Origin of the sequence: Streptomyces paromomycinus, from assembly GCF_003865155.1 — a bacterium.
Taxonomy (GTDB): domain Bacteria; phylum Actinomycetota; class Actinomycetes; order Streptomycetales; family Streptomycetaceae; genus Streptomyces; species Streptomyces chrestomyceticus.
This window is the reverse complement of record NZ_BHZD01000001.1, coordinates 9685809-9705398: the sequence shown is the minus strand read 5'-3', so window position 1 is coordinate 9705398 and position 19590 is coordinate 9685809. Positions and strand designations below refer to the sequence as shown.

12 protein-coding genes and 1 pseudogene are annotated in these 19590 nt (G+C 69.1%); 7 read left to right on the top strand and 6 right to left on the bottom strand.

All coding sequences use genetic code 11. The features are described 5' to 3' along the window. The 3 genes and pseudogenes from OEIGOIKO_RS41170 to OEIGOIKO_RS41160 all read right to left on the bottom strand — a co-directional run. Positions 1 to 355: pseudogene (locus OEIGOIKO_RS41170) on the bottom strand (hypothetical protein); the annotation flags it as partial. Beyond that, positions 352 to 912 (bottom strand): hypothetical protein, encoded by a 561-nt coding sequence (locus OEIGOIKO_RS41165; RefSeq protein WP_125058357.1) that lies wholly within the window; start codon positions 910 to 912, stop codon positions 352 to 354. The pseudogene OEIGOIKO_RS41170 and the gene OEIGOIKO_RS41165, both read right to left, overlap by 4 nt. 50 nt (positions 913 to 962) lie before the next feature. Then, positions 963 to 1517 carry a transcriptional regulator gene (locus tag OEIGOIKO_RS41160; protein WP_125050611.1) on the bottom strand — a complete coding sequence of 185 codons (555 nt, stop codon included), beginning with the start codon at positions 1515 to 1517 and terminating at the stop codon, positions 963 to 965. A gap of 598 nt (positions 1518 to 2115) precedes the next feature. Between OEIGOIKO_RS41160 and OEIGOIKO_RS41155 the strand changes: the two genes are divergently transcribed. Further along, the gene (locus OEIGOIKO_RS41155; protein WP_125050613.1) at positions 2116 to 3147 is read left to right on the top strand and encodes a hypothetical protein; all 1032 of its coding nucleotides are present in this window, start codon (positions 2116 to 2118) and stop codon (positions 3145 to 3147) included. A 487-nt stretch (positions 3148 to 3634) separates the two neighbouring features. On the opposite strand, the gene OEIGOIKO_RS41150 is transcribed toward OEIGOIKO_RS41155, so the two are convergent. Further along, positions 3635 to 4852 carry a hypothetical protein gene (locus tag OEIGOIKO_RS41150; protein WP_125050615.1) on the bottom strand — a complete coding sequence of 406 codons (1218 nt, stop codon included), beginning with the start codon at positions 4850 to 4852 and terminating at the stop codon, positions 3635 to 3637. Positions 4853 to 5229: 377 nt separating this feature from the next. Here OEIGOIKO_RS41150 and OEIGOIKO_RS41145 point away from each other — a divergent pair, with 377 nt between their 5' ends. Continuing rightward, positions 5230 to 6810, top strand: coding sequence for a GIY-YIG nuclease family protein (locus OEIGOIKO_RS41145; RefSeq protein ID WP_125050617.1), 1581 nt, complete (start codon positions 5230 to 5232; stop codon positions 6808 to 6810). Between the two features lie 318 nt (positions 6811 to 7128). Here OEIGOIKO_RS41145 and OEIGOIKO_RS41140 read toward each other — a convergent pair whose 3' ends face one another. Beyond that, the gene (locus OEIGOIKO_RS41140) at positions 7129 to 7629 is read right to left on the bottom strand and encodes a hypothetical protein (protein ID WP_125058356.1); all 501 of its coding nucleotides are present in this window, start codon (positions 7627 to 7629) and stop codon (positions 7129 to 7131) included. A 78-nt stretch (positions 7630 to 7707) separates the two neighbouring features. After that, positions 7708 to 9348 carry a hypothetical protein gene (locus OEIGOIKO_RS41135; protein WP_125058355.1) on the bottom strand — a complete coding sequence of 547 codons (1641 nt, stop codon included), beginning with the start codon at positions 9346 to 9348 and terminating at the stop codon, positions 7708 to 7710. Between the two features lie 878 nt (positions 9349 to 10226). Here OEIGOIKO_RS41135 and OEIGOIKO_RS41130 point away from each other — a divergent pair. The 5 genes from OEIGOIKO_RS41130 to OEIGOIKO_RS41115 all read left to right on the top strand — a co-directional run bounded on the left by OEIGOIKO_RS41130 (position 10227) and on the right by OEIGOIKO_RS41115 (position 19356). After that, positions 10227 to 11483, top strand: a complete 1257-nt coding sequence (locus tag OEIGOIKO_RS41130; protein WP_125058354.1) for a helix-turn-helix transcriptional regulator — start codon at positions 10227 to 10229, stop codon at positions 11481 to 11483. A gap of 96 nt (positions 11484 to 11579) precedes the next feature. Further along, entirely contained in the window at positions 11580 to 12755 is a 1176-nt protein-coding gene (locus tag OEIGOIKO_RS41125) for a restriction endonuclease-related protein (RefSeq protein WP_125058353.1), read from the top strand. Continuing rightward, a complete protein-coding gene (locus OEIGOIKO_RS44065) occupies positions 12713 to 12850 on the top strand; it encodes a restriction endonuclease-related protein (protein WP_371859043.1) in 138 nt (45 codons plus the stop codon). The genes OEIGOIKO_RS41125 and OEIGOIKO_RS44065 overlap by 43 nt, the downstream gene beginning before the upstream one ends. Further along, positions 12847 to 16161, top strand: a complete 3315-nt coding sequence (locus tag OEIGOIKO_RS41120; RefSeq protein WP_125058352.1) for a P-loop NTPase family protein — start codon at positions 12847 to 12849, stop codon at positions 16159 to 16161. Before OEIGOIKO_RS44065 ends, OEIGOIKO_RS41120 begins: the two co-directional genes overlap by 4 nt. Before the next feature lie 60 nt (positions 16162 to 16221). Next, a complete protein-coding gene (locus tag OEIGOIKO_RS41115; RefSeq protein WP_125058351.1) occupies positions 16222 to 19356 on the top strand; it encodes an RNaseH domain-containing protein in 3135 nt (1044 codons plus the stop codon). The last annotated feature ends 234 nt before the right edge of the window (positions 19357 to 19590 follow it).

The following is a 19590-nucleotide window of genomic DNA, read 5'->3' as shown; positions in this document are numbered from 1 at the left end:
AGCGGTGACGGGAGTCCAGGCGCTGGGCCCCGGTGTAGCGGGGCAGGGTGGAGAAGAACATGCTGGTGACCGCGTGGTTGAGATTTTCGATGCTGCCTTTGAGGTGCGGGGTGTAAGGGGGCAGGACGTAGACGTCGACGGCGAAGGCGCCGAGGGCTTCTTGGACGGCGCGGGCGAGGAAGTCGCGGCCGCGATCGATGCGCAGTCGCTGGGGCAGGCCGCCGGCCGGGCCGTGGGTGTCGTCGCACAGGAGGGCAGAGCGCAGAGCGGCGAGGATGGATCCGCGGTGAGGGTAGTGGGGGGTGAGGGCCCAGCCCATGGTCATGGCGGTGGAGCAGACGATGAACCAGGTCACCCAGGGTTTGAGGAGGCGGTCGCCGGCCAGCACCCAGACGGGGACCTGCTTGTGGTCGCCCTCCCACTCCTCGTTGCGGCAGGCGGGGCGCGCCGCAGGTGCGGGTCGTGGCCCCGGGAGGCCGGCATGCCTTGGCGCAGGCCGGCGAGGTCCCCTGGGGAAAGGTCGCGGCGGATGGCGCGGTAGAGGGTGGCCAGGCTGGGCGCGGTGCCGCCGTCTTCTTCGGCTTCGGCGCGCAGTGCTTCATACAGGCTCTTGATGTTGCCCCGGTGGTAGGCCAGTTGGACGCGGAGGTCTTCGGTGATCTCGAAGCGGGTTCGGCCGGGACGTTCGGCGGTGCCGTTGGCTTTGGCGTCGGCCAGGCGCTTCCAGACGGTGCGGATGTGCAGGTCCAGGGTCTGGGCCACCAGCCGCACGTGGGCGGTGGTGAGCTCACCGCGGGCGTCCAGCGTCATCAGGTGGCGGATCGCCGGGGTGGTCAGCATCTGCCGCTCCAGCCGGCGTGTGGCGGCCTGGGGGTGCGCGGCCGACGCGCTGTCGGGTGGTTCCTCATCCATGAGGAGGCTGCTCCTGAGAACAAGAAGGGCTGTGAGGCGTGCGGCCCGGGTCAGATGGGCATGCCGATGTGGGAGACGTACTCGTACTTGCGCCAGTCCGAGTCCAGGTCGCAGATGGTGTCCTCCCACGCCGCGACCAAGCGCATCTGGTCCCCCACCGACCACGCGGCCACGATGGTGTTCCAGCGGTAGATGTTCTTGTGGCGCCATGGCACGACGCGCCGGTGACACATCTCAACCTCGGCCTCATCGGCGGGGTAGATCTCGATGCGGGTGCCGCCCCCTGCGTTCAGCGACCGGGTCAGGGCCGGCGCGATGTTGCGTCGCCGCAGCGTTTGGTAGGCGGTCTCCAGGCGGGCCTGCCGGTCCCGGCTGGGGGCGCGGGCCTGGGACAACCACGCGAGAAGCGTGCGGGCATCGACGGTGATGCCTGCATCCTCCATGGCCCGGTAGCCGGCCGCCGAGCGGGTGAGGTAGAGCAGTGCGCGCCGGTGTTTCTCCTCCGGCGTCTTCCAGTGGTCGCCTGCGAAGGCCCGTCTGTCCAGTGCGGTGGCCAGTGCCATGGCGCCGTGGACGCCTTGCGCACCGTATTTGCCGAAGCCCATGATCCTCCTTGGTTCGTCCGGCAGCCCGTGCGGCGTCATGGCGGGCACCGCGCATGGCCGAGAGGGCCGGCGGGCTGGGTGGGGTCCCGTTGCGGTGGCGCGCCCGTCGGAGCGCGACGCGGTGGGACCGCCGGCCGTAGGGCTGCCCCGGCGGGGGCGGCAGCAAAGGGGAACGGCCGGTGCCTGGGGGGTGTGGCAGGCGGTGTCCGGCCAGATGTGCGGGACCGGGGCGGTTCATCGAACAGCTCGAACTTAGGGCGGGGCCGGGCCCGGCAAGATCTTTCCGGTCAATCGTCCGGGGCACGCAGCCGGGGATACAACGCGCGTAGCGTCCCTCCGAGGGCCCGGGGCCTCCCGGGTCGCCAAGTTGCGCTGGAGCACGGGAGGTTGAGGTGTTTTCCCACGTCAGTGCGTGAGCCGGCCGAGGCGGGCGCGGCTTCGGTTGCCCTGCGACCCAGCGGGTGCGGGCACTGTAGAGGCAGGGTCTGACAACGGGTGTGGCGCGGCGTGAAAAGGGATGACGCAAAGTCTCGGCTACCCCCCGGTACCCGCTGCGCTCGTCGGCCGCGATGTCGGCGGCGTGCGGCACGATGCACGCATGAGTCTCACCTCCTGCCTCAAGGACCCCACTTCGGTGATCTCCCTGTTCCTCACCGAGCATCTGCCGTTACCCGAAGACGTGTTGAGTGACTACCGTGCGCGCCTGGCGCGCTATGCCGCGCCGGTGAAGCCGGCGGCCGGTGCGGGACAGCGTCCGGAGTACCGGATGCTGGGGCACACCATCGATCACCGGCTGAGGATCAGTCTCGGAGCCCCCACCGGCGCACCGATCAGCGAGGGCGTGGTGCGGGCGGTCCTCGATGACAACGGGTGGCCCAGTCCCGAGGTCATCGACACGGTGCAGGCCGCGGGCGCAGTGCTGCTGGAGGAGCTGCGCACGTACGAAAGCGAGGACGGTCAGCCGCTGGCCCTGGAGGATGAGGCCGAGGACCGTCTCATCCGGCTGTGCCACCTCGCCTCCAGCTTCGAGGCGATCTTCCGCCACGTGGGCTGGGTACGCGGCAACGCCCTGGGCCTGACCCCGCCCGGCGCCTGCCTGCAGGACATGGTCGATGCCGTGCCGTCCTACATCGTCGAAGACATCCGACGGCAGATGGAACTGGCAGCGCAGCCCGGCCCGTTCGCGCGCCTGCGAAAGCTGGCCGCGCCGGAGCGGGTCTGCGGGCCGGTCTTCGAGGGCAGTCGGCACGTGGGCGGAGCCGACGCCGACTTCGTCCTGGCCGGAGCGCTGGTGGACTGCAAGGCCACCATCCGCCCCGAGCGCCTCGGCCGGGCCGAGCTCTACCAGCTGGCGGGCTACCTCCTGCTGGACTACAGCGACAGCTACGGCATCGACCGTGTGGGCCTGTACCTTTCCCGCCAGGGCGCCCTCATCGACTGGAGCGTCGCGGACTTCCTCGGCCTGCTAGGCGCGCAGATGCAGCTGCCGGACCTGCGGGCCGCCTGCCAGCACGCCCTGACCGACGGCGCCGCCGGCACCCCTCCCCCGCCTCCGCACAAGCGCAAGCGCCTCCCCCGCCCGCGCAATGCACCTCCGTCCCAGGGCTCCCTCTTCGACGACCTGGACTGACACCGCAGCGACCTCATGCGCGCCGCCGCACCTGTCCGGGTTGCGGCAACGTGTTCGCAACCGGCCGCTGCTTCTCCGCCTTGCCACTGCGCTCCACTGCGGCAGCCTCACGGACCCCGTGCGCCCCACCTGCGCGCGTGACGTGGCCATGGCCCAACGCCCGTCGCTCGTCCACGAACCCGCGGCGCCGCACCGGCCCGCGGCCGGGCGGGCCGCGGGCAGCCGGCGGGGCGGGGCGCGCCGATCAGGATCTTGCGCGGACCGGCTCCATGCGTGGGCAGCAGCGGTTGGGGAGGCGGGCGGTGACATAGGCGGCTGTCTTCCGGACGTGAGGGTGCGTGCAGGCGTGGCGGAATATTCAGAGCGCGGGTGAGCGGTGGTCAGTTGGACGGTGCTGAAGGTGGTGGCAGGCAGCCCGAACCGCGTCCCTTTCACCACCCATGGCCAGGGGTCGGTGGCCGGCGCGGAAGAAGCATGAGCCGCGCTTCTACCCCTCCAGCAGTGCCCGTTCCAGGTCACGCCAGGACGGGGCGGGCGAGGCGGCAGGGCGGACGACGGTGAGCAGGCGGCCGTCCAGGCAGGCGTCGAAGCGGCCCTCGGCGCGGGCCAGGCGCTCGCGCACCGCGGCCTGCCGTGGCGGCTGCTCGGCGAGGACCCCCAGCAGGACGGCGTGCCGGGCAGGGCCCGCAGCATCCGCCGCCGCCCAGGTTCCTCGGACGGGAATGCCGGCCAGCACGGCCCCGTCGCCTGCGGGAGCCGTCTCATACAGCCACTCCATCACGCCCGCGGCCTGCTGTTGCGGCGAGCCGGGAGGAATCGGGGCACCGCCCTCGTGCGTCTGGTAGACCTCGGAGAAGATGTTGGGTGCCGTCCGCAACTCGTGCGGACCGTCATCCGGTGCTTCCTCGACGTAAGCGATGCGCTCCTCGGCCGGCCCCGGATCCTGTGGTGCGCGCCGTCGTGCCACCCGTTGCTCACGCGGCTCGTGCAAAGGGAACCGCGTCGCCGGTCCGTCCTGTGCGTGTTCCCTCATCCACTGGGCATCCAGCGCGCCGTTCCACGGGCCGCCTTCGGGCAGGAAGATGTCGACCGCGATGCCGGAGGGGCCGATCCACACCCAGCTCATGAAGTAGGTGTGGTCATGGTGCGCGGCAGACCACGAGGCCAGTTCGCGCAGCCGCTGCCTCTGGCCGGCAAGCAGCCGTTCGGGCAGCAGCTGCGCGGCACGGCGGTGTCTGCCGCGAGCCTCACCGGCCACGGGACCCGCGGGCAGGTGGAACAGCAGGTCGGGGCGGACTCCGGTCGGCCGGTAGTGGCCGAGCAGGTGTTTGGGCAGCGCGTCGAAGTTGTGGAGGTCGTGCGCTCCGTCCTTCCACGCGAACAGGGACTCCCCCGCCGCCGTCAGCATTCCCAGCCCCGAGCCCTCGTTGACGAAGCTGCGGATGTGCCGGGAACTGGCCTCGAACGCTGGGTGGTCAACGCGAAGCGGACTACCGCCGCCTGGCGCGTGAAGGTAGCTGGCCATCAAGCGTACCTCGGACCGTCGGGTCCAGTAGCTGAGCGTGCGGCGCGGGTCGCACGCCATGGCGTTGATGTGGAGCAGGCGGGCCAGCGAGACCGGCAGGGCGCCCTCCCCGATCGACTGGGCCTTTACCGTCTGACTCCCCACCGAGAATCGCCACACCCGGGCCCGTACGGTGTTCACTGCTCCAACTCCCTTATCTCGCACGAGGCATGCTGCGCGTCAGCCGCCTGGCTCATCATGCTCGCAGGTCGCACTGACACCCGGCGGCGGCTGCCCGGCGAGGGGCGGCACGCATCGCCGGCCCCTTGCGTCCGGGTCTGTGCACCGCCAGCACCCACGCCGTGCCGTCTTTGCCGACGCGTTGCGAGAGCCGCCTTGGCGGGCAGCGACGCCCTGCGGAACGCAGAAGCGCAGGCGAGACCTTTGCACACCAGGTGCAGGTGCAGTGGCGGGCCCGCGGGCCGGCCGCCCTGACCGACACCCGCGCAAGGCTCAGGACTGCTGATCCTCACGACGGCCGCCGGTCGTCGGCGGCATTGTCAGTGGCGTCTTCTACGGTGACCGCCACGCTCTCCTCGCCGCTGCGGAGACAATCGAAAGGTCACGAAGTGACGGAGTACGGAACGATCTACGGGCTCGTCGATCCACGGACCGACGAGGTCAAGTACGTGGGGAAGACCACCAAACCGATCACGGCGCGGCTCGCCGACCATCTGGCCGCCCCCGCACCGGCGGTGCGCGTCTGGATAGAAGAGCTTGCCATCGACGGACGCCGGCCCGAGATCGTTCCCTTACGCGAGGACGTGCCTGCCCCCCAACTGGACGCAGCGGAACGGGAAGAGATCGCCACCCGTGCGGAACGCGGCGACCTCCTCAACATCGTCGGCAACAAACAGGGGAATGCCAGACGCCGCAAGGCCAGCCGGCAAGAAGCGCAGCGCCGCAAGTCCGAAGAGGAGGCAGTGCGGCAGGCGTGGCAGCAGGCATCTTGGCGGCAGGTGGCCGATCAAATTCGGGCGGCAACGGGCGGCCCCATGCCGCCCTCCGACATCCCGGCCCGGCCTGTCCCGGCCCCCGTGTGGGACCTGTACCTCGCATTCCACGAAGCAGATCAAGTCGCACGACAACATGAGGCGCTCCTGTATCCCTTCCTCACGCGCCCCGGGGTGAAGACCGAGAAAACGACGTCGAGCACTCTGGGAATCGAGGACGCCTACGCTCAACGAAGGTGCACCGATCCTGCACTTGAGAGGTACATGCGCGCGTACTGCGCCACATTCTCCTGGGTAGATGAAGGGGACCGCTGGGGGACGAAGCAAGGAGTCTTCGGACGGGGAGACAGCGCCTACAAGCAGGATTTCCGGGACTCGCCCCATCTCGCCCGCTACCTGTCGCTGATTGCCTGGGCCGGCCGCGCACTGGACCCATGGGTCGCCCTGGCCGATAAGGCGGGGATCGGCCCAGGGAGCGGGGGGTTCACAGAGTGGGTATCTGACGACAACGCCACCCGCGAGGCCATCAGATTGTTCCAGAAGACAGCTCCCGGCTGGCTCGGCATTCGCTACCAGGAGTGGGACACCACCGTCGCCGACTTCATGCTGGCACTCGGCACAGCCCACATCCCCGGATTCGCTGTACCTGACCTTCTCAAGGGCAACCTCCAGAAGCGTCTCAACGAGGTGGCCGGAGACCGGCAAGCAACACGTGCGATGTGCCGACTCCTGCAGAGCATCAACCCGCGGGCACTCGATGCCGTGTACGGACGCGACGAGCTCGCCGAATCCGACACGACTCTGGGCCTGCCGCCAGGCACCTCCGCCGAGGTCGTCCGCCACGTCTACGGATCCGGCCGCGGCGACCCCAACGACCGAACAGCAAAGCTACTCCAGCGGCACACAGGGCAATTCGACGCCATCGATATGCCGGACTACCTGAACTGGACAGGCATTCACGTCCCCGCGATGCGTGTGGCAGCCGCTTCCTTCTGCCTCGCCGGCTTGTTCCCCGATGCCGCGGGCGCGTCCCGCGAAGAATTGCTCCGCACAGTGACGCGAACCTGGATGCCCGATGAGAGAGCACTGCGGGACCTGGACGAGCTCGAGGAAGAGATGCGCCTGCGGGACACCGAACCCTCTTGACCCTGCCGCGCCGACATCAGCCCCTTGTCGGCGCACCGGAAGGCATCAAACCCTCGACGGCCAACGGTAGGCAGAATAAACGCAGTTGAGCGGCACCTCACTCAACCCTCCCATACGCCCACGAACCACCCCAAACCGGCACACTGAAGCACATAGGAAGTCGCAGAAGTTGTCCTGCCAAGATGCCAATTGACGCCACTGAGAATTCTCACTGCCCGCCACCAGCAGAACCAGCATCGTGCCAGCTCAGAGGACGATCGCACCCCCGTCAAAGGTGGCACGTAAATGACAGTTCTCTAGTGGCATTCCAGCGGCACTTCACAGGTGTCGTGCCGGCCAGAGGGCGGGTTTGTACAGGTCCGCCCAGGGGGCTTTGTCGCTCAGGTCGAGGTGGGCGATCAGGATGTCCCATGCCTGCAGGCCGTGCTCGCGATGAGCGGCCTGCAGAGCGGGCTTGTTCCGGTAGGTGGTGAACACGGTGAGCGGGCCCCGTGTGTCGGCTACCAGGGCGGCGAGCTCACGGGCGGTACTGATCTGCCGGATTCCGGTGTGAGATTCAAGGTGGCGTTGCCGGCCGCGGGTGAGGATGGCGGTCTCTCCGGTACGCGCGCAGCGGCGCCAGGCGTGCACGGTCGGCACGAGATGGTCCTCGTCAGGGATGAGGACCAGGGCGGTGCCGTCGGGGGCGATCTGGTGGGCGGTGTCGGCGGCGAGGATCGTCTTGCCGCTGCCCCATGCGGCTCGGACGCGGGCGGTGTGGTGGGTGCGCAGTACGTCGGCGACGGCGGCTGCAGGCGGGTCTTCGGGAAGGTCGAGCACAGTACGTCTTTCGGGCTCAGGGGCTGTTGGCGGCCGCGCCGCCGCAGGCCCGGGGGACGGTGCCGGGCGACGATCAGGTCAGGCCACGGTGACCGTGGCGTGGACCTGGAGCAGGTCGCGCCTGCTCCAGGCGTCGTCGAGGTCGCCGTCAGGTTCCAGCGGTCCGACCAGCACGAGACCGTCCAGGGCGCGCACGTGATCGACCTGATTTGGTGTCAGCTGCCCTCGGGGTGTGCGCAGGGTGAGGGTGAGCGGATAGATGTGGCTCTCCCCCGAGGAACGATCCGCGTCGTGACGGTCGTGGCTGACGGAGGTGATGGTGCGCTGCTCGGAGTCGACGGTGACAAGCCATCGCTTGTCGACCGGCGGTAGCGTGGCGACACGTTGCTGCCACAGGCACCGGTACTTCAGGTCAGCGGCGCCTGCGGCGCCGCTGATCGCGTGCAGCACGGCCACCGGTTGCGCTTGGTCCGCTACGTCGCACCTGGTGAGCGTGATGTCGTAGACCGCGTCGCTGATGAAGCGGGTCATATCGATGCAGGGGCCCAGTGCGGGGTCGTAGGCCGGTGTGATGTCGAGGTCAGGCAGTTCGGCAGGCGAGGGGTGCCGACGGCGGGGTCGGCGCGCCCCCGCCGCGGGGGTGGGGGCGGTGCGGGATCCGGAGGGCTGGCTGGTTGCGCGGTGGAGGCTGAAGTCGAAGACGACCCGGGCTCGTGCCGACAGCAGTTGCCCCTGTTCGGCGCGCGCAGCGGCGTCGGCGGCGTTGGCGGCCGGACCGATCATGCGGACTTCGCTAGTCGACCGCAGCAGGCCGAGGTAGTCGCTCGGGAGGGGGGTCATGATCGAGCCGGTCGACAGGTGCAGGTCGATGAGGTCGTCGCTCCATCCGGTGCGGCGCTGCCCGCAGGCGTCGGTGGCCAGGCGCGCGACCTCGCGCAGAGCGCCCAGGTCCTCGTTCACGTGGAGGAGCCAGAGCGGGTCGCCGCCTCCCTCATCGGTCACGGGGGTGAAGCCGCAGCGCCGGACCAGGTCGTCGTGCCCGGCGGCAGGGCCGTGAGGTTCCACCCAGAGCACCGGCATGGGCGGGGCGTCGCCCTCGCCGTCGGGAAGAGCCGGGTGGAGGCGGTAGTCGGCCCTTGGTGGTGCAAGCTGGGCGGTGTCCAGGAACAGGGCGTCCGGCAGACACTCGGCGGTCTCGGATACGGCTGGTCGGGCAGGTGATCCGGACGTGTGGGCTTCGGGAATGATGTTCATGGCGTGCATGCCGACCCACATGTCCATGGTGTCTTCGACGAGTTCGGCTCTCTCCGGGCGGCTCATGGCGCGGACGGTGGCCAGCAGCGGTTGCAGGTCCCCCGACGCCTTGGCAGTTGGGGCAGCGGCGGCAAACCGGTGGGTGGCCGCGGAGGCGAGAGAACCCGCGTCCGGGAGGCCGCCGTAGATGTAGAAGGCCATCAGCATCAGGGCCGCCGGGTCGGAGGTCACCACCGTGTTGGCGAGGGAGCGTTGGCACGAGGCGCATTCCTGCCAGCCGGCGCCGATCAGGCGCCGAACGTTCTCAAGAGCAGTGCGATCGATGGGCTCAATTCCGGCGTTCGGCAGCGTAAGGTCTGGTCCCGGGTGCCGGTGGGCTGCTCCGGATTTCGCGGACACGTAGGCGGCTCCGCTGGCCCGCTGGCGTGCGCGCGTCTTCTTCTTGCGGGAGTGGCTCTTGGGCATGACGGCTCCTGGTCTCCACGCTCGGCCCCATGATCCGATGCGCGGCAGGAAGCAGCACATGGACGGTCTGACAGCCTTCGAGTAAACGTGCACGCAGTTGGTGCAGGGCACGAGGTCGCGCCTGGGCACCTTGGCCGCTGGGCGGCACGGTCATGGGCCGTGCCGCGGGACTTGGGCCGATGCGCTCGACCCTGGTGACGACCTTACCGACGGCATCACGAGAGGCCAGACGGTTGATCGGTAATGCCTTTAATCGACCTGGGTTGACCGGAACGGCGCCGTTCGCGATTCGCCTTCGACGCTCCGGCCTCCGCGATGCCGAACTGCCCCCCTCGGGGGAGTCGTTGACCTCGATCAGCTCGCGGACCGACTCCGGCAGCGGCTCGTCCCGCCGGGGCTTCTCCTGCTTGAAGGAGTGCCTGGGCAGCGTGATACCGCGCGTGGCAGGGTCGGCTTCGGACTCCTTGGAGACAAGAGCCCCTTGCCGTGCTCACGCGCACAGGCAGACCAGATCGGCTCGCGGTCGAGCATCGCGGCCAGCACTTCGCGTTCGCTGTTCTCGGGCTGGCCAGAGACACGTGATGGGCATCCGCAGCCCAGGACATGACCGTGGGGTGGAAGGCTTGCACTACGCCTGGGGCCGGGGCAGTGCTCCACTCGTGTTGAAGCGGCAGGCCGTGTCTGCGGCAAACCGACAGAAACTCTCTTGATCAGCGGCAACTCAGCGCGCAGATGCTTGTTGTACCCGACCCGCCGTGACAGGTATGAGAAGGCGGCTGCGGGCGAAGCGCAGCCACCCGGGCACAGAAATATCAACTTTCGAACAATATTTGCTTCGCTGTGTTGCGACAAAGTCTTCGTCACGCTTTGCTGGAGGCATGCCGCGACGGTCCTTCTCCCCCCAGGCGCTGGCTCACTGGCGCTCCCTGAGGGGTTTTACGGTGCGTGAACTGGCGCGTGCCGTCAGAGTCACCGAGAGGGCCGTCCAGCACTGGGAGGCGGGTACGCACGTCCCGGCCGGCCGTGCCTTCGGGAGGCTTTTGCGGGCACTGGGGTGCGACGCCCAGGACCTGTTCGTAAGGCAGCGGGGCACGGAAACCCTCGAAGAGCTCCGGCGCGACGCCGGGCTGAGCGCGGCCGAGGCGTGCCGGGCGATCGCCCGGAAGCGCGGCGGTGCCGCTTTCAGCCCGGAGCGGCGCAAGCTCAGGGAGTTGGAGCGGGGGCAGGTCGTCCGCAGCCGAGAGTGGGAGACGCCCGAAGGCGCCGGACGGCTCGTCCGCCTTCTGGCGCAGGTGTACGGCGTGCCCGAGCGGGTGATCACGGATGCCTGGCGCCGCACCCGCCCCGCCGGTGCCGTCCCCCTCCTGCCGGAACGGGCCGCCAGGGAAGCAAGCCCCGCCGCGGCACAGGCGTGGGAAGCCCTCAACAGCCGGCAGCGCACCTACCTGACGTGCATCTTCCAGCAGGACCAGGAGGCTGAGGAAGATCAGCGGCACCGCCGGCTCCTCGGCGGCACAGGGCGCAAGGCCGTCGAGTGGCGCCGTATGGATCTGGCTCTCTATGCCCCGCCGGAGTTCGTCGGGCACACGCGGATACAGAGCAGACTACGCCAGGAAGGTGTTCACGATCCGGGAGCCGGTTCCTCGGTCGCCGCCCTGGAGCGGCGGGGCCTGGTGGTGACGTACCGGGACCGCGTCTATGTCCAGGGGCTGGGGGAGGTGAGGCGGACCCGGGTGGAACTGACGCGCCGTGGACGGGCCGTGGCCCGCCGGGCGCTCGGCGTCGTCCGGGAGAAGGGGCCGCCTCCCCCGCTGATGTCGCAATGGCTGTGGCGCATCCTCGTACGCGTCGCTCTCGCGGGAAGCGCGGGGGTCGACGGCTCCCTCGCCGGGCGAGGACCCCACTTCCTGGCGGTCGGAAGGAGCCCGGACGGGAGGTCCCCGGCACGCGGTTTCATCGAACTCCGGCATCCGGACGGTGCCGAGCACGGTCCGTACCGGTGGTTCGTGACCGAGTCGGGGATGCGCCATATCCGCGATCACCTCGACGCCTATCGGGAGTTGTACCCGGACGTCGACGCCGACCGGATCGGCCTGTCTCACGAGGAGACTTCCGCCGGACCTCAACGGGCCTAGCCCACAGCGCTGATGACGTCAGGCGGCCGTTCGCCCTGCGGTGCGGATTTCCGCTTACCGCATGGTTAGTCCGGTAGTTGCCCTAGAGTGTCGAGGGTGACCGAGGAGCATGATGCCGAGGGACGCGGCGGGCGGGAACGGCTGGTGGGTCCGGGGCTGGATGCGACGCAGGCGTTCGCCGTCTGCGGTGATGCCCTGACGAACACAAAGCTGGACGGCGCCGCGCGGCTTGCGCAGATCATGGAGGCGCAGGGTCTGCTCATGGCCGCCGCCGGACCAGGGCATCCGGTCGGATTCGGGGACCTGCTGGACCGGCTCGGCGGGGAGATGGCCGGCAGCCTCGACGGGCTCATGCCCGGCTGGGCGTCGCCGCCGGGGCTCGACGCACTGCGGTTCCTCGACAAGGACGGCTTCACCACGGAGGACGTCTACGACTACCGGTACGAGGTGATCCAGGTCATCCGGGCCGCCAGGAAAGTGGGACGCCTCCGCGGCCGGGTGACGCTCACCGACCTCCAGGGCGAGTACAAGCAAGAGACCGTGTACGCCAGCCTCAAGGGCACCTACTACCACGTGCACCGCGAGAACCTGGTCCGGCATCCGGCGGTGACGGTCGAGGAGCTGCGCAAGCTCCGGCTCCCGCCCCCAGCGCTGGACTTCTTCGAGGACATCCCCAGCTACATGACCCACCAGGGGTACTGGTTTAGCTGCCCCGCCTGTGCCTGGCCGATGAAGATCACGGTGGAGGGGCGGGGCAGCACGGCCCAGGGCAGTGTGCAGTGTCTCTACCCCTGGCACGCCGAGACCGGGGCGTCCTACATCTTCGCCCCGGTCCGCGGGCAGATCCCCGTGCTCGACCAAGCCGTCGAGCTGCGCACCCCGTCTGCGCGCCACCGGGCCCTGTATACCGGCGCCGTGCCGGGGGTTCCGCAGGCGCTTCCGGTGGCAGGGTACAAGGCACTGGTGCGGGATGTGTGGCGGTACACCACCATTCCCGGACTGCCCGAGGTCCGGCTGTACGAGGTCCTGGCCGAGCGATTGGCGGGGAGCGGCGTCCAGGTGCGACTGTGGCCCGACAACGACGCCTACGACCTTCTCGTCGCACGCGGTGAAGGACGCGGGCAGCAGGTGCTGTTCACCGTGGACTTCAAGGACTACCGCTGGTCCAACCAACTGGTGAGCAAGTTGCGGGCGGACGGCGGGGACAAGGGCCGGGCCGGGCCGGCTGGATCGTCGTCCCCGACCACCGGGCGAGCCAGATTCCGCAGCTGACGGAGGAGTGCCGCCGGCACGGCATGCGCGCCGCCACAGCGACGGACTTCCTGGAGCTGGTGCTGCGGGCGGTGCAGGAGGGCAGCGGCCGGTGAGCGACCAACTGACAGCGGAGGAAGCCGGGATGCTGGGGGCGCTGGCCCTGGCCGGCTACTTCTTCCCCCGGGCCGGGGACGACGGCAGGATCACGGCCGCCTTCACCGACGCCGCGTACTTCGCACACCGCAAACCCCAGGCGTGGGACGCCTGGGCGATCCGCACCCCCTACGAGAAACGAGTCACGGCACAGGTCATGCGGCTGCTGCCGTCCGACCTCGCCGCCCCGGACAAGTTCAAGGCCGCCTCGCTGGCCTACCTCGGTGCCATGGACCTGGATGCGGAAGGCGCCGACCAGTCCGGAGGATCATTCCTCATCCCCGGAAAAGACCCGTTTGAGGCCGACGGTGTCATCCCCCGCGTCGGCGGCGACCTCCTGGAGTACGCGGCTGCCGTCACCCGGCGGTTCTTCACCTTCGGCAAGCGCCCCCGGGCCCTGCCCTTCGCCGGACCCGGCACCTACCGCACGCGCACCGCCTACCTCGGCAAGGAGCACGGCACCACCAACCGAGAGATCGAGTTCGCGCGGACGCCCTCGTTCACCAAGCCCGCCGGGCACGAGGCGCTGCCGCAGCTGGCCACCCGTCCGCACCGCGACACCCTCACCATCCCGGTGACGGAACTCAAAGAGGTCACCAAGCTCCTCAGGGGGCGAGGTAAGGAATTCCGCTACCTGCACAAGGTCCTCAAGAAGTTCCTGGCCGCCCTGAGGAGCCACGACGGGCCGGTGATCGAGCTGAAGACCGTCTCCGGGCTGATGCAGATCATCAACGCACCCACCGGCAGCGGCAAGACGGTCCTGGTGCGGGCGATGGCCTCCTGGGCCGCCATGAACGACTACAAGATCGCCCTGGGGGTGACCGACGCCAAGTCCACCCTGGCCATGGCCTGGGACATCAACGGCGACCTCGCGTACCTGCACGAGCACGAGCCCGACCGTCTCCCCGAACGCGCCACCTGCGTCCCCCTCATGTCCCCCTACAGCCGGCACCAGCGAGCCCTCGACTATGCCTCCTACGCGACCTCCGGCCTGATCACTGAGTGGACGCCCAAAGAGAAGGCCGACATCGGCCACCTCGCCTACGGCTGCGGGCAGCGCCCGCTCATGGAGCCGTCCAATCTTTACCGGCCGGGGGAAGAGAACTGCCTGGGCCTGACCCGTCCCGGAGAGGACGACACCGCCTACGCCTGCCCGTTCATCCCTGTGTGCGGAAAGTTTGCGCCCCTCTACGAGGCGGCGAGCGCCTCGGTCGTCGTCACCAATCACGCCAACCTCGTCTCCGGCTCGCTGCGGATCGGTGCGGTCCTGGACGGCGCCGAGTGGCGGGGCCAGGCCCGCGGTACGCGCGGTCTGTCGGTGCTGGAGATGATCCTGCGCACCTGCGACCTCGTCGTGATCGACGAGGTGGACGCCTTCCAGAAGTCCGCGATCAGCCGCTGCACCAGTGAGCTCAACCTCGCTTCCCGCAAACGCGAGAGCGACCTGCGGGACCTGGACCGTGACGCCAGGCGGCTGCCGGCCGGCTACGAGCAGAACCTGCTGACGCCCGTTGCCCAGGCCCGCCTGATGTCGGAATTCCTGCTCTTGTCTCTGGGCACCCGGCTGCGGATGAATCCGCGGAACGTCCGCGACAACCCGGCCGGCGGGGGCGGCAACGACGGCTGGCGCCTGGCCCGTTCACGCGACCGTGAACTCCTTCATGTCCTTTTCCCCGGCGAGATCGGCGACGAGGAGATCAGCCGGGAGATGTTCCGCCTCCTGGACACGCTCATGCCCGGTCGGTGGCGCGAGGAGCAACCGGCCGCCACGGCGACGGTCCCGCTGCCAGACGGTGCCGACTGGGAAGCCGTCCAAGAGGCCCTCACCGCACTGGCTGCGCCCCGGGGCGAGGACTACCTGCAGCTGGTCCAGCAGGAGCTGAACAACCTGCTCCGAGACGCCATCGCCGACAGCGACCAGCGGGCCGCCGCCGTCAACCTCCTGGTCACCCGCACCGTATTGAAGGAGATCGACGACGCCCTCGGCCGCACCCGCCGCACCGCGCAGGGGCTACGGCACCTGGACCTGGGATCGGTACGCCGCATCCTCGAAAGCATCAAGGACTCCCCCGTGGTCGGCCTCTACCCGCTGGCCATGCTCGGGCACACCATGAACGGCTACCAGGCCCGCGGCCTGGAGAACCGGGAGACCGAGGCGGAACTCCTGGTCCGCACCGTCGCGGGCGACCCGCACACCTTCACCGCCCAACTGGGCGGCCTCACCGCCCTGATGACAGCCGGGGTCGAACGCCCCGTGCTGGGCCTGTCGGCGACCGCGTACTTCCCGCAAGCCGTCGAGGAACACCTCCACGCCCCGGTGAAGTGGTGGATTCCCGATACCCGGCCCAAGTCGATCGTCACCGAGCCCTGCCCAGTCCGCTACACCAGCGGAGAGCGGGCCGGTGAGGCGATCAGCGTGGGTGGTATCTACAGCGATGCCAAACCGCAGACGCTGCGCATCCTCGGCAAGAACCTCTACCAGCAGATCCTCGCCGACCGGCTCGCGTTCCTGGAGGAGACAGAGCACCAGCGCGCCCGGTGCATCCTCGCCGTCAACTCCTACCAGCAGGCGGCCTACCTGGCCGCCGGGCTGGCCCAGGCCGAAGGACTGCGCCACCGCGTCTGCGTCGTGGTCCGCGGCCGCCGCGCCGAGGACTACGAGCAGCACATCCCCTCCTTCGTCCGCAAGATGGTGCGCGAGGAACTGGAGCGGTTCCCCGATCACGGAGAGATCCTGATCGTCCCCCTGGCGATCATCGCGCGCGGTCTGAACATCCTCGTCGAGAGCCGCTCCGCCGTCCGGGACATCTACCTGTGCACCCGCCCGGTCTTGAGCATCGAGGACATCGAGTGGATGCACGGCAGCGTCAACGCGGCGGGCATCAACGCCCTCCGCGAGGGCGGCAGCAGCGATCCCGTCACCGCTCTGCGGGAGGCAGAGGCGGCGTCCCGGCAGCAGATCACCCGCATCCTGCGCTCACCCAGCCGGTTCACGAACATGGCCCACGAACTCCAGGAAGAGTTGGTCGCCGGGATGCTCATCGACCTGGTCCAGCTCGCCGGCCGGGCGCGGCGCGGCGACACCGATATGAACCTGTACATCGTTGACCACGCCCTGCACCGGACCGAGTTCAGCGCAGACCTGGCGACCATCATCCGCCGCATCCACGGCAACTGGAGCCCGCAGCAGCGCGCATTCATGAACGAACTGTACGGAGAGGCTCTGTCCTCCTTCCTGTCCTACGCGGGAATCAACCCCGCCCAGACGTGACCGGCCCCGCCCGGGCTCCGGCGTGCTCGGGCAGGAAACAGAAATGAGGGAAGCGCTGCCATGGCGCCACGCACCACGTCAGGAAGGCTCACCGCCCACACCCTGGCCTACCGCTGCGTCGAGCCGATGCTCGACGGCATGCATGCCTGGGTCTGGGAGTTCCACGACGACGTCCGCGCCGAGTGGGCCGTGCTGGGGCAGGTAGCCGGGCGGACGAAGAAGAAGCTGCGTAACGCCGGCGAGGAACCCGACTACTTCCTCATCCCCTACTCGATCGTGACGACCGTTCTCAAGCAGCTCACCGGCGGGTATGTGTACATCGACCGCAAGCTGCGCTTCATGGTCACGCTGGAGAAGGTCGAGGCCGACACCCTGCGGACGGTCTTCACCTACCTGGAGGGAATCTGCCAGGGGACGCCGCTGGCCGACATCCCCTTCGCCACGCAGTCGAAGGTGGCCGACCTGGTCGCCGAGACCGAGCCGCGCCACCTCGCCGTGAAGAAGTACTTGCTGCCTGAGCAGTCGTCTCCGGCCGGGCAGGAACACCCACCCGTCCCCAACCCGCCCAACTGGGCGTACGAGGCGATCAGGTGGCTGCTGGCCATCAAGCTGGCGGGGACGGACTTCCTGGACTATGCGATGGAACCCGTCCGGGAAGTACAGCGCCACGAGGACGGCACCCCCAAGCTCGACAAGAACGGCGATCCGGTCGAGCGCACCAAAAGGTGGCAGAGAGCGGAAGAGCCTGCTTCGGTGCGCTACCGCCCTTTGAGCACCGGAGAGCTCATCGCCTGGAACAACCCCATCGGCCCCGCCTTTGTGGGGCACGGCCACCCCATCACCCCCGAGGCCCTGGGGAAGGTCGGCAAGCAGTGGCCCCAGGACGCCGGCCAGCACGACGCCGAGTACGCGCACTCCTACCTCTCGACGAAAATGGTCACCTACCCGGCGTTCGCCGAGCCGGTGTTTCTCTTCGATGCCCACATGCGGCGCATCAACGACACCCTGATCTACTCCAAGACCGCCATGGTCGAGCAGACCGGTGACAAGCCCATCCTCACCGTCGCTCTCGAAGGGCGCGGCGCCCTGCGCGGCACTAACCGGCATGCCCTGGAAATCCTGTCCGTGCTGGAGGCCGACCGCTCAGCCCTGCGCGCGGTCGGCGAGCGCGCGCAGGGCGAGAAGGACGCGGTGGCCACTGCGGCGGCCGACAAGAGGAAGGCGTCCTTCACCACGCCCGCGCCCGGCCCGGTCCGCCCCATCGTCCCCAAGAAGCGGTCGCACGCGGTGGGCGACGGAGCCGGCTCCCACCACCTGCGGATGCTCCTGGAACACGTGTACTCCGTGTTCGGCGACATCCTGGAGCCGGTGGTCCTGCACTCGGACGGCAACGTCTTCGCCCAGCGCACCTTCGAGCAATTGGACGAGGCGGCGAAGCAGGAAAAGAAGGCCCGCAAGAAGAACAAGGAGCACAAGGGCGAGATCCCGTTCGTCGACACCTTCGGCCTCCCCTCCCCCGCCGACGTCCGGGCCTGCGTGAGCCGGGCCGGCTACCAGGGACTGCGCTTCGTGTGCCTGTACTACCGGCAGCAGACCCGGATCCGCATGCTCAAGGGCCTGGCCCACATGTACGGCCAGGACCCGGACGTCTTCGACCCCAAGGACAAGAAGACCTGCCCGCTTGGCGAGGGCGTGGAGATGGTGTTCCTCGAGGCGGAGGAGTTCCTGCGGCACGGCAGTGATGTCAACCGCACCCGGGAGCTGGACAGGCTGCGCGCCTCGGCGGCCCGGGACGGATGGCTGCTGGCCGCATGGTGCGAGACCGAACTGCCCGGTGCCGATCTCGATGACGCGCGCACCTACAAGAACGCTTCCGCCCTCGCCCGGGAACTGGCCACCACCGACGCCAAGTACCAGACCCGGCGGGCCCTGTCCGATGCCAGGATCCCTTCCCAGTACGTGGTCGGTGCCCGCCGCAAGTACAAGCGCAAGGACCAGCGGACCGAGGGGGGGCCGGCCTACGAGATGAAGACCGTCACCGCCCCGCCCACCCCGTGGGACGACCATCCCGTCTTCATGGGCCTGCTGGATCTGCACCGCTCCCTCGGCGTCGTCGACCAGCGTTTCGAACAGGCTCTCTACAGTCCCGGCGACCCCTACCCGATCCCGCGCATGGCGTTCTGCGGCATCCACATCCGCAAGCAGAAGTCCGACTGGGCCCTGCGCGGCCAGCCCAAGCGCGTCATCACCGCCGCCTGCCTGGTGCCGCCGCGCACCCCCGGCGGCGTCTGGCGGCACATCGCCTGGACCAACCTGGACCCGGAGCGCCGCTGGCGGGACTACGCCGAGGCCCAGAACGTCTTCCATTCTCTCAACTACCCCCTCCACAAAGAGGACGGTGACGACGACACCGCCCGCTGGGCCCAGGCCGGCCAGGACGTCCGCGAGGCCCTGCGCAAGCTGCCGGACAAGCTCATGGGCCTGCCCTACGCCCTGATCGTCGACGGCCACGCCTGCCGCCGCGCATGGCCCGGCCTGCACAACAACAAGCAGGGCGCAGCCCAGGCACAGGTCCAGGATCCTTCCGACGACAGGCTCTGGCTTCCCGCCCAGGACCTGGGCACCCAGCCGGTCAGCATCATCCGCATGAACTGCTTCCAGGCCGAGATGCCGCGCCTGGCCTACGTCACCCAGACGCTGAAAGACGGCCGGGAGAAGGAGATCAAGACCTCCAAGGACCTCTACTACCCCAAGAACAAGCCGGAGGGCCACCCCTGGTTCCTGTTCACCGAGCCCCGCAACTACGGCAGGAAGAGGCACGGGGCGCAGAAGACCCGCTGGCGCGCCGAAGCCGCGAAGAAAGCAGGAGACGGCGACTTCGAGGAGAACGAGATGAACTCCCCCTGGTACGCCATGACCACACGGGAGATCATCCCCCTCTACCCCCAGCCCGGCTACGACCGGGAGGCACTGGCCGTCGCCGTGGCCCGCCTGTCCCATCAGGCGCTCAGCTGGTGCGACCGCACCCGCTACCCGGCGCCCCTGCACGCCGCACTCCAGATGGACCTGGACCACCCGCAGTACCGCAGGTCCGCGCCGAAGGACGACGACGAGCAGCAGCACATCATCGCCGAGGCCAGTGGAGGCAAAGAAGGCGCTATCCAGGAGAGTCTCCCGCTCGACTTCTCGGAATAGAAACCTTGGCGCCTGTCAGCCACTCTCCTGGGGCGGAACCATCCCCAAGGCATCTACTGACCGGCGGCGGCCGGGCGCGCCCCTCTTGCGGCGCGCCTTGCCCGTGCGGAGGCCGGGTGACGCCATCGTGGCCTGCGGTGCCCGGCCGGGCGGGTGCTGCCGGGCACACGCCTCTCATTAGGATGGGGCGTCCGCAGCGTGGTGTGGGGTCTTGCGGGAAGGGCCTCGCAGCCC

Bases quoted from the DNA above. Each gene is read 5' to 3' on its own strand.
- OEIGOIKO_RS41135 (WP_125058355.1), bottom strand. From the start codon at position 9,348: ATGCCCAAGAGCCACTCCCGCAAGAAGAAGACGCGCGCACGCCAGCGG.
- OEIGOIKO_RS41130 (WP_125058354.1), top strand. From the start codon at position 10,227: ATGCCGCGACGGTCCTTCTCCCCCCAGGCGCTGGCTCACTGGCGCTCC.
- OEIGOIKO_RS41165 (WP_125058357.1), bottom strand. From the start codon at position 912: ATGGATGAGGAACCACCCGACAGCGCGTCGGCCGCGCACCCCCAGGCC.
- OEIGOIKO_RS41160 (WP_125050611.1), bottom strand. From the start codon at position 1,517: ATGGGCTTCGGCAAATACGGTGCGCAAGGCGTCCACGGCGCCATGGCA.
- OEIGOIKO_RS41155 (WP_125050613.1), top strand. From the start codon at position 2,116: ATGAGTCTCACCTCCTGCCTCAAGGACCCCACTTCGGTGATCTCCCTG.
- OEIGOIKO_RS41115 (WP_125058351.1), top strand. From the start codon at position 16,222: ATGGCGCCACGCACCACGTCAGGAAGGCTCACCGCCCACACCCTGGCC.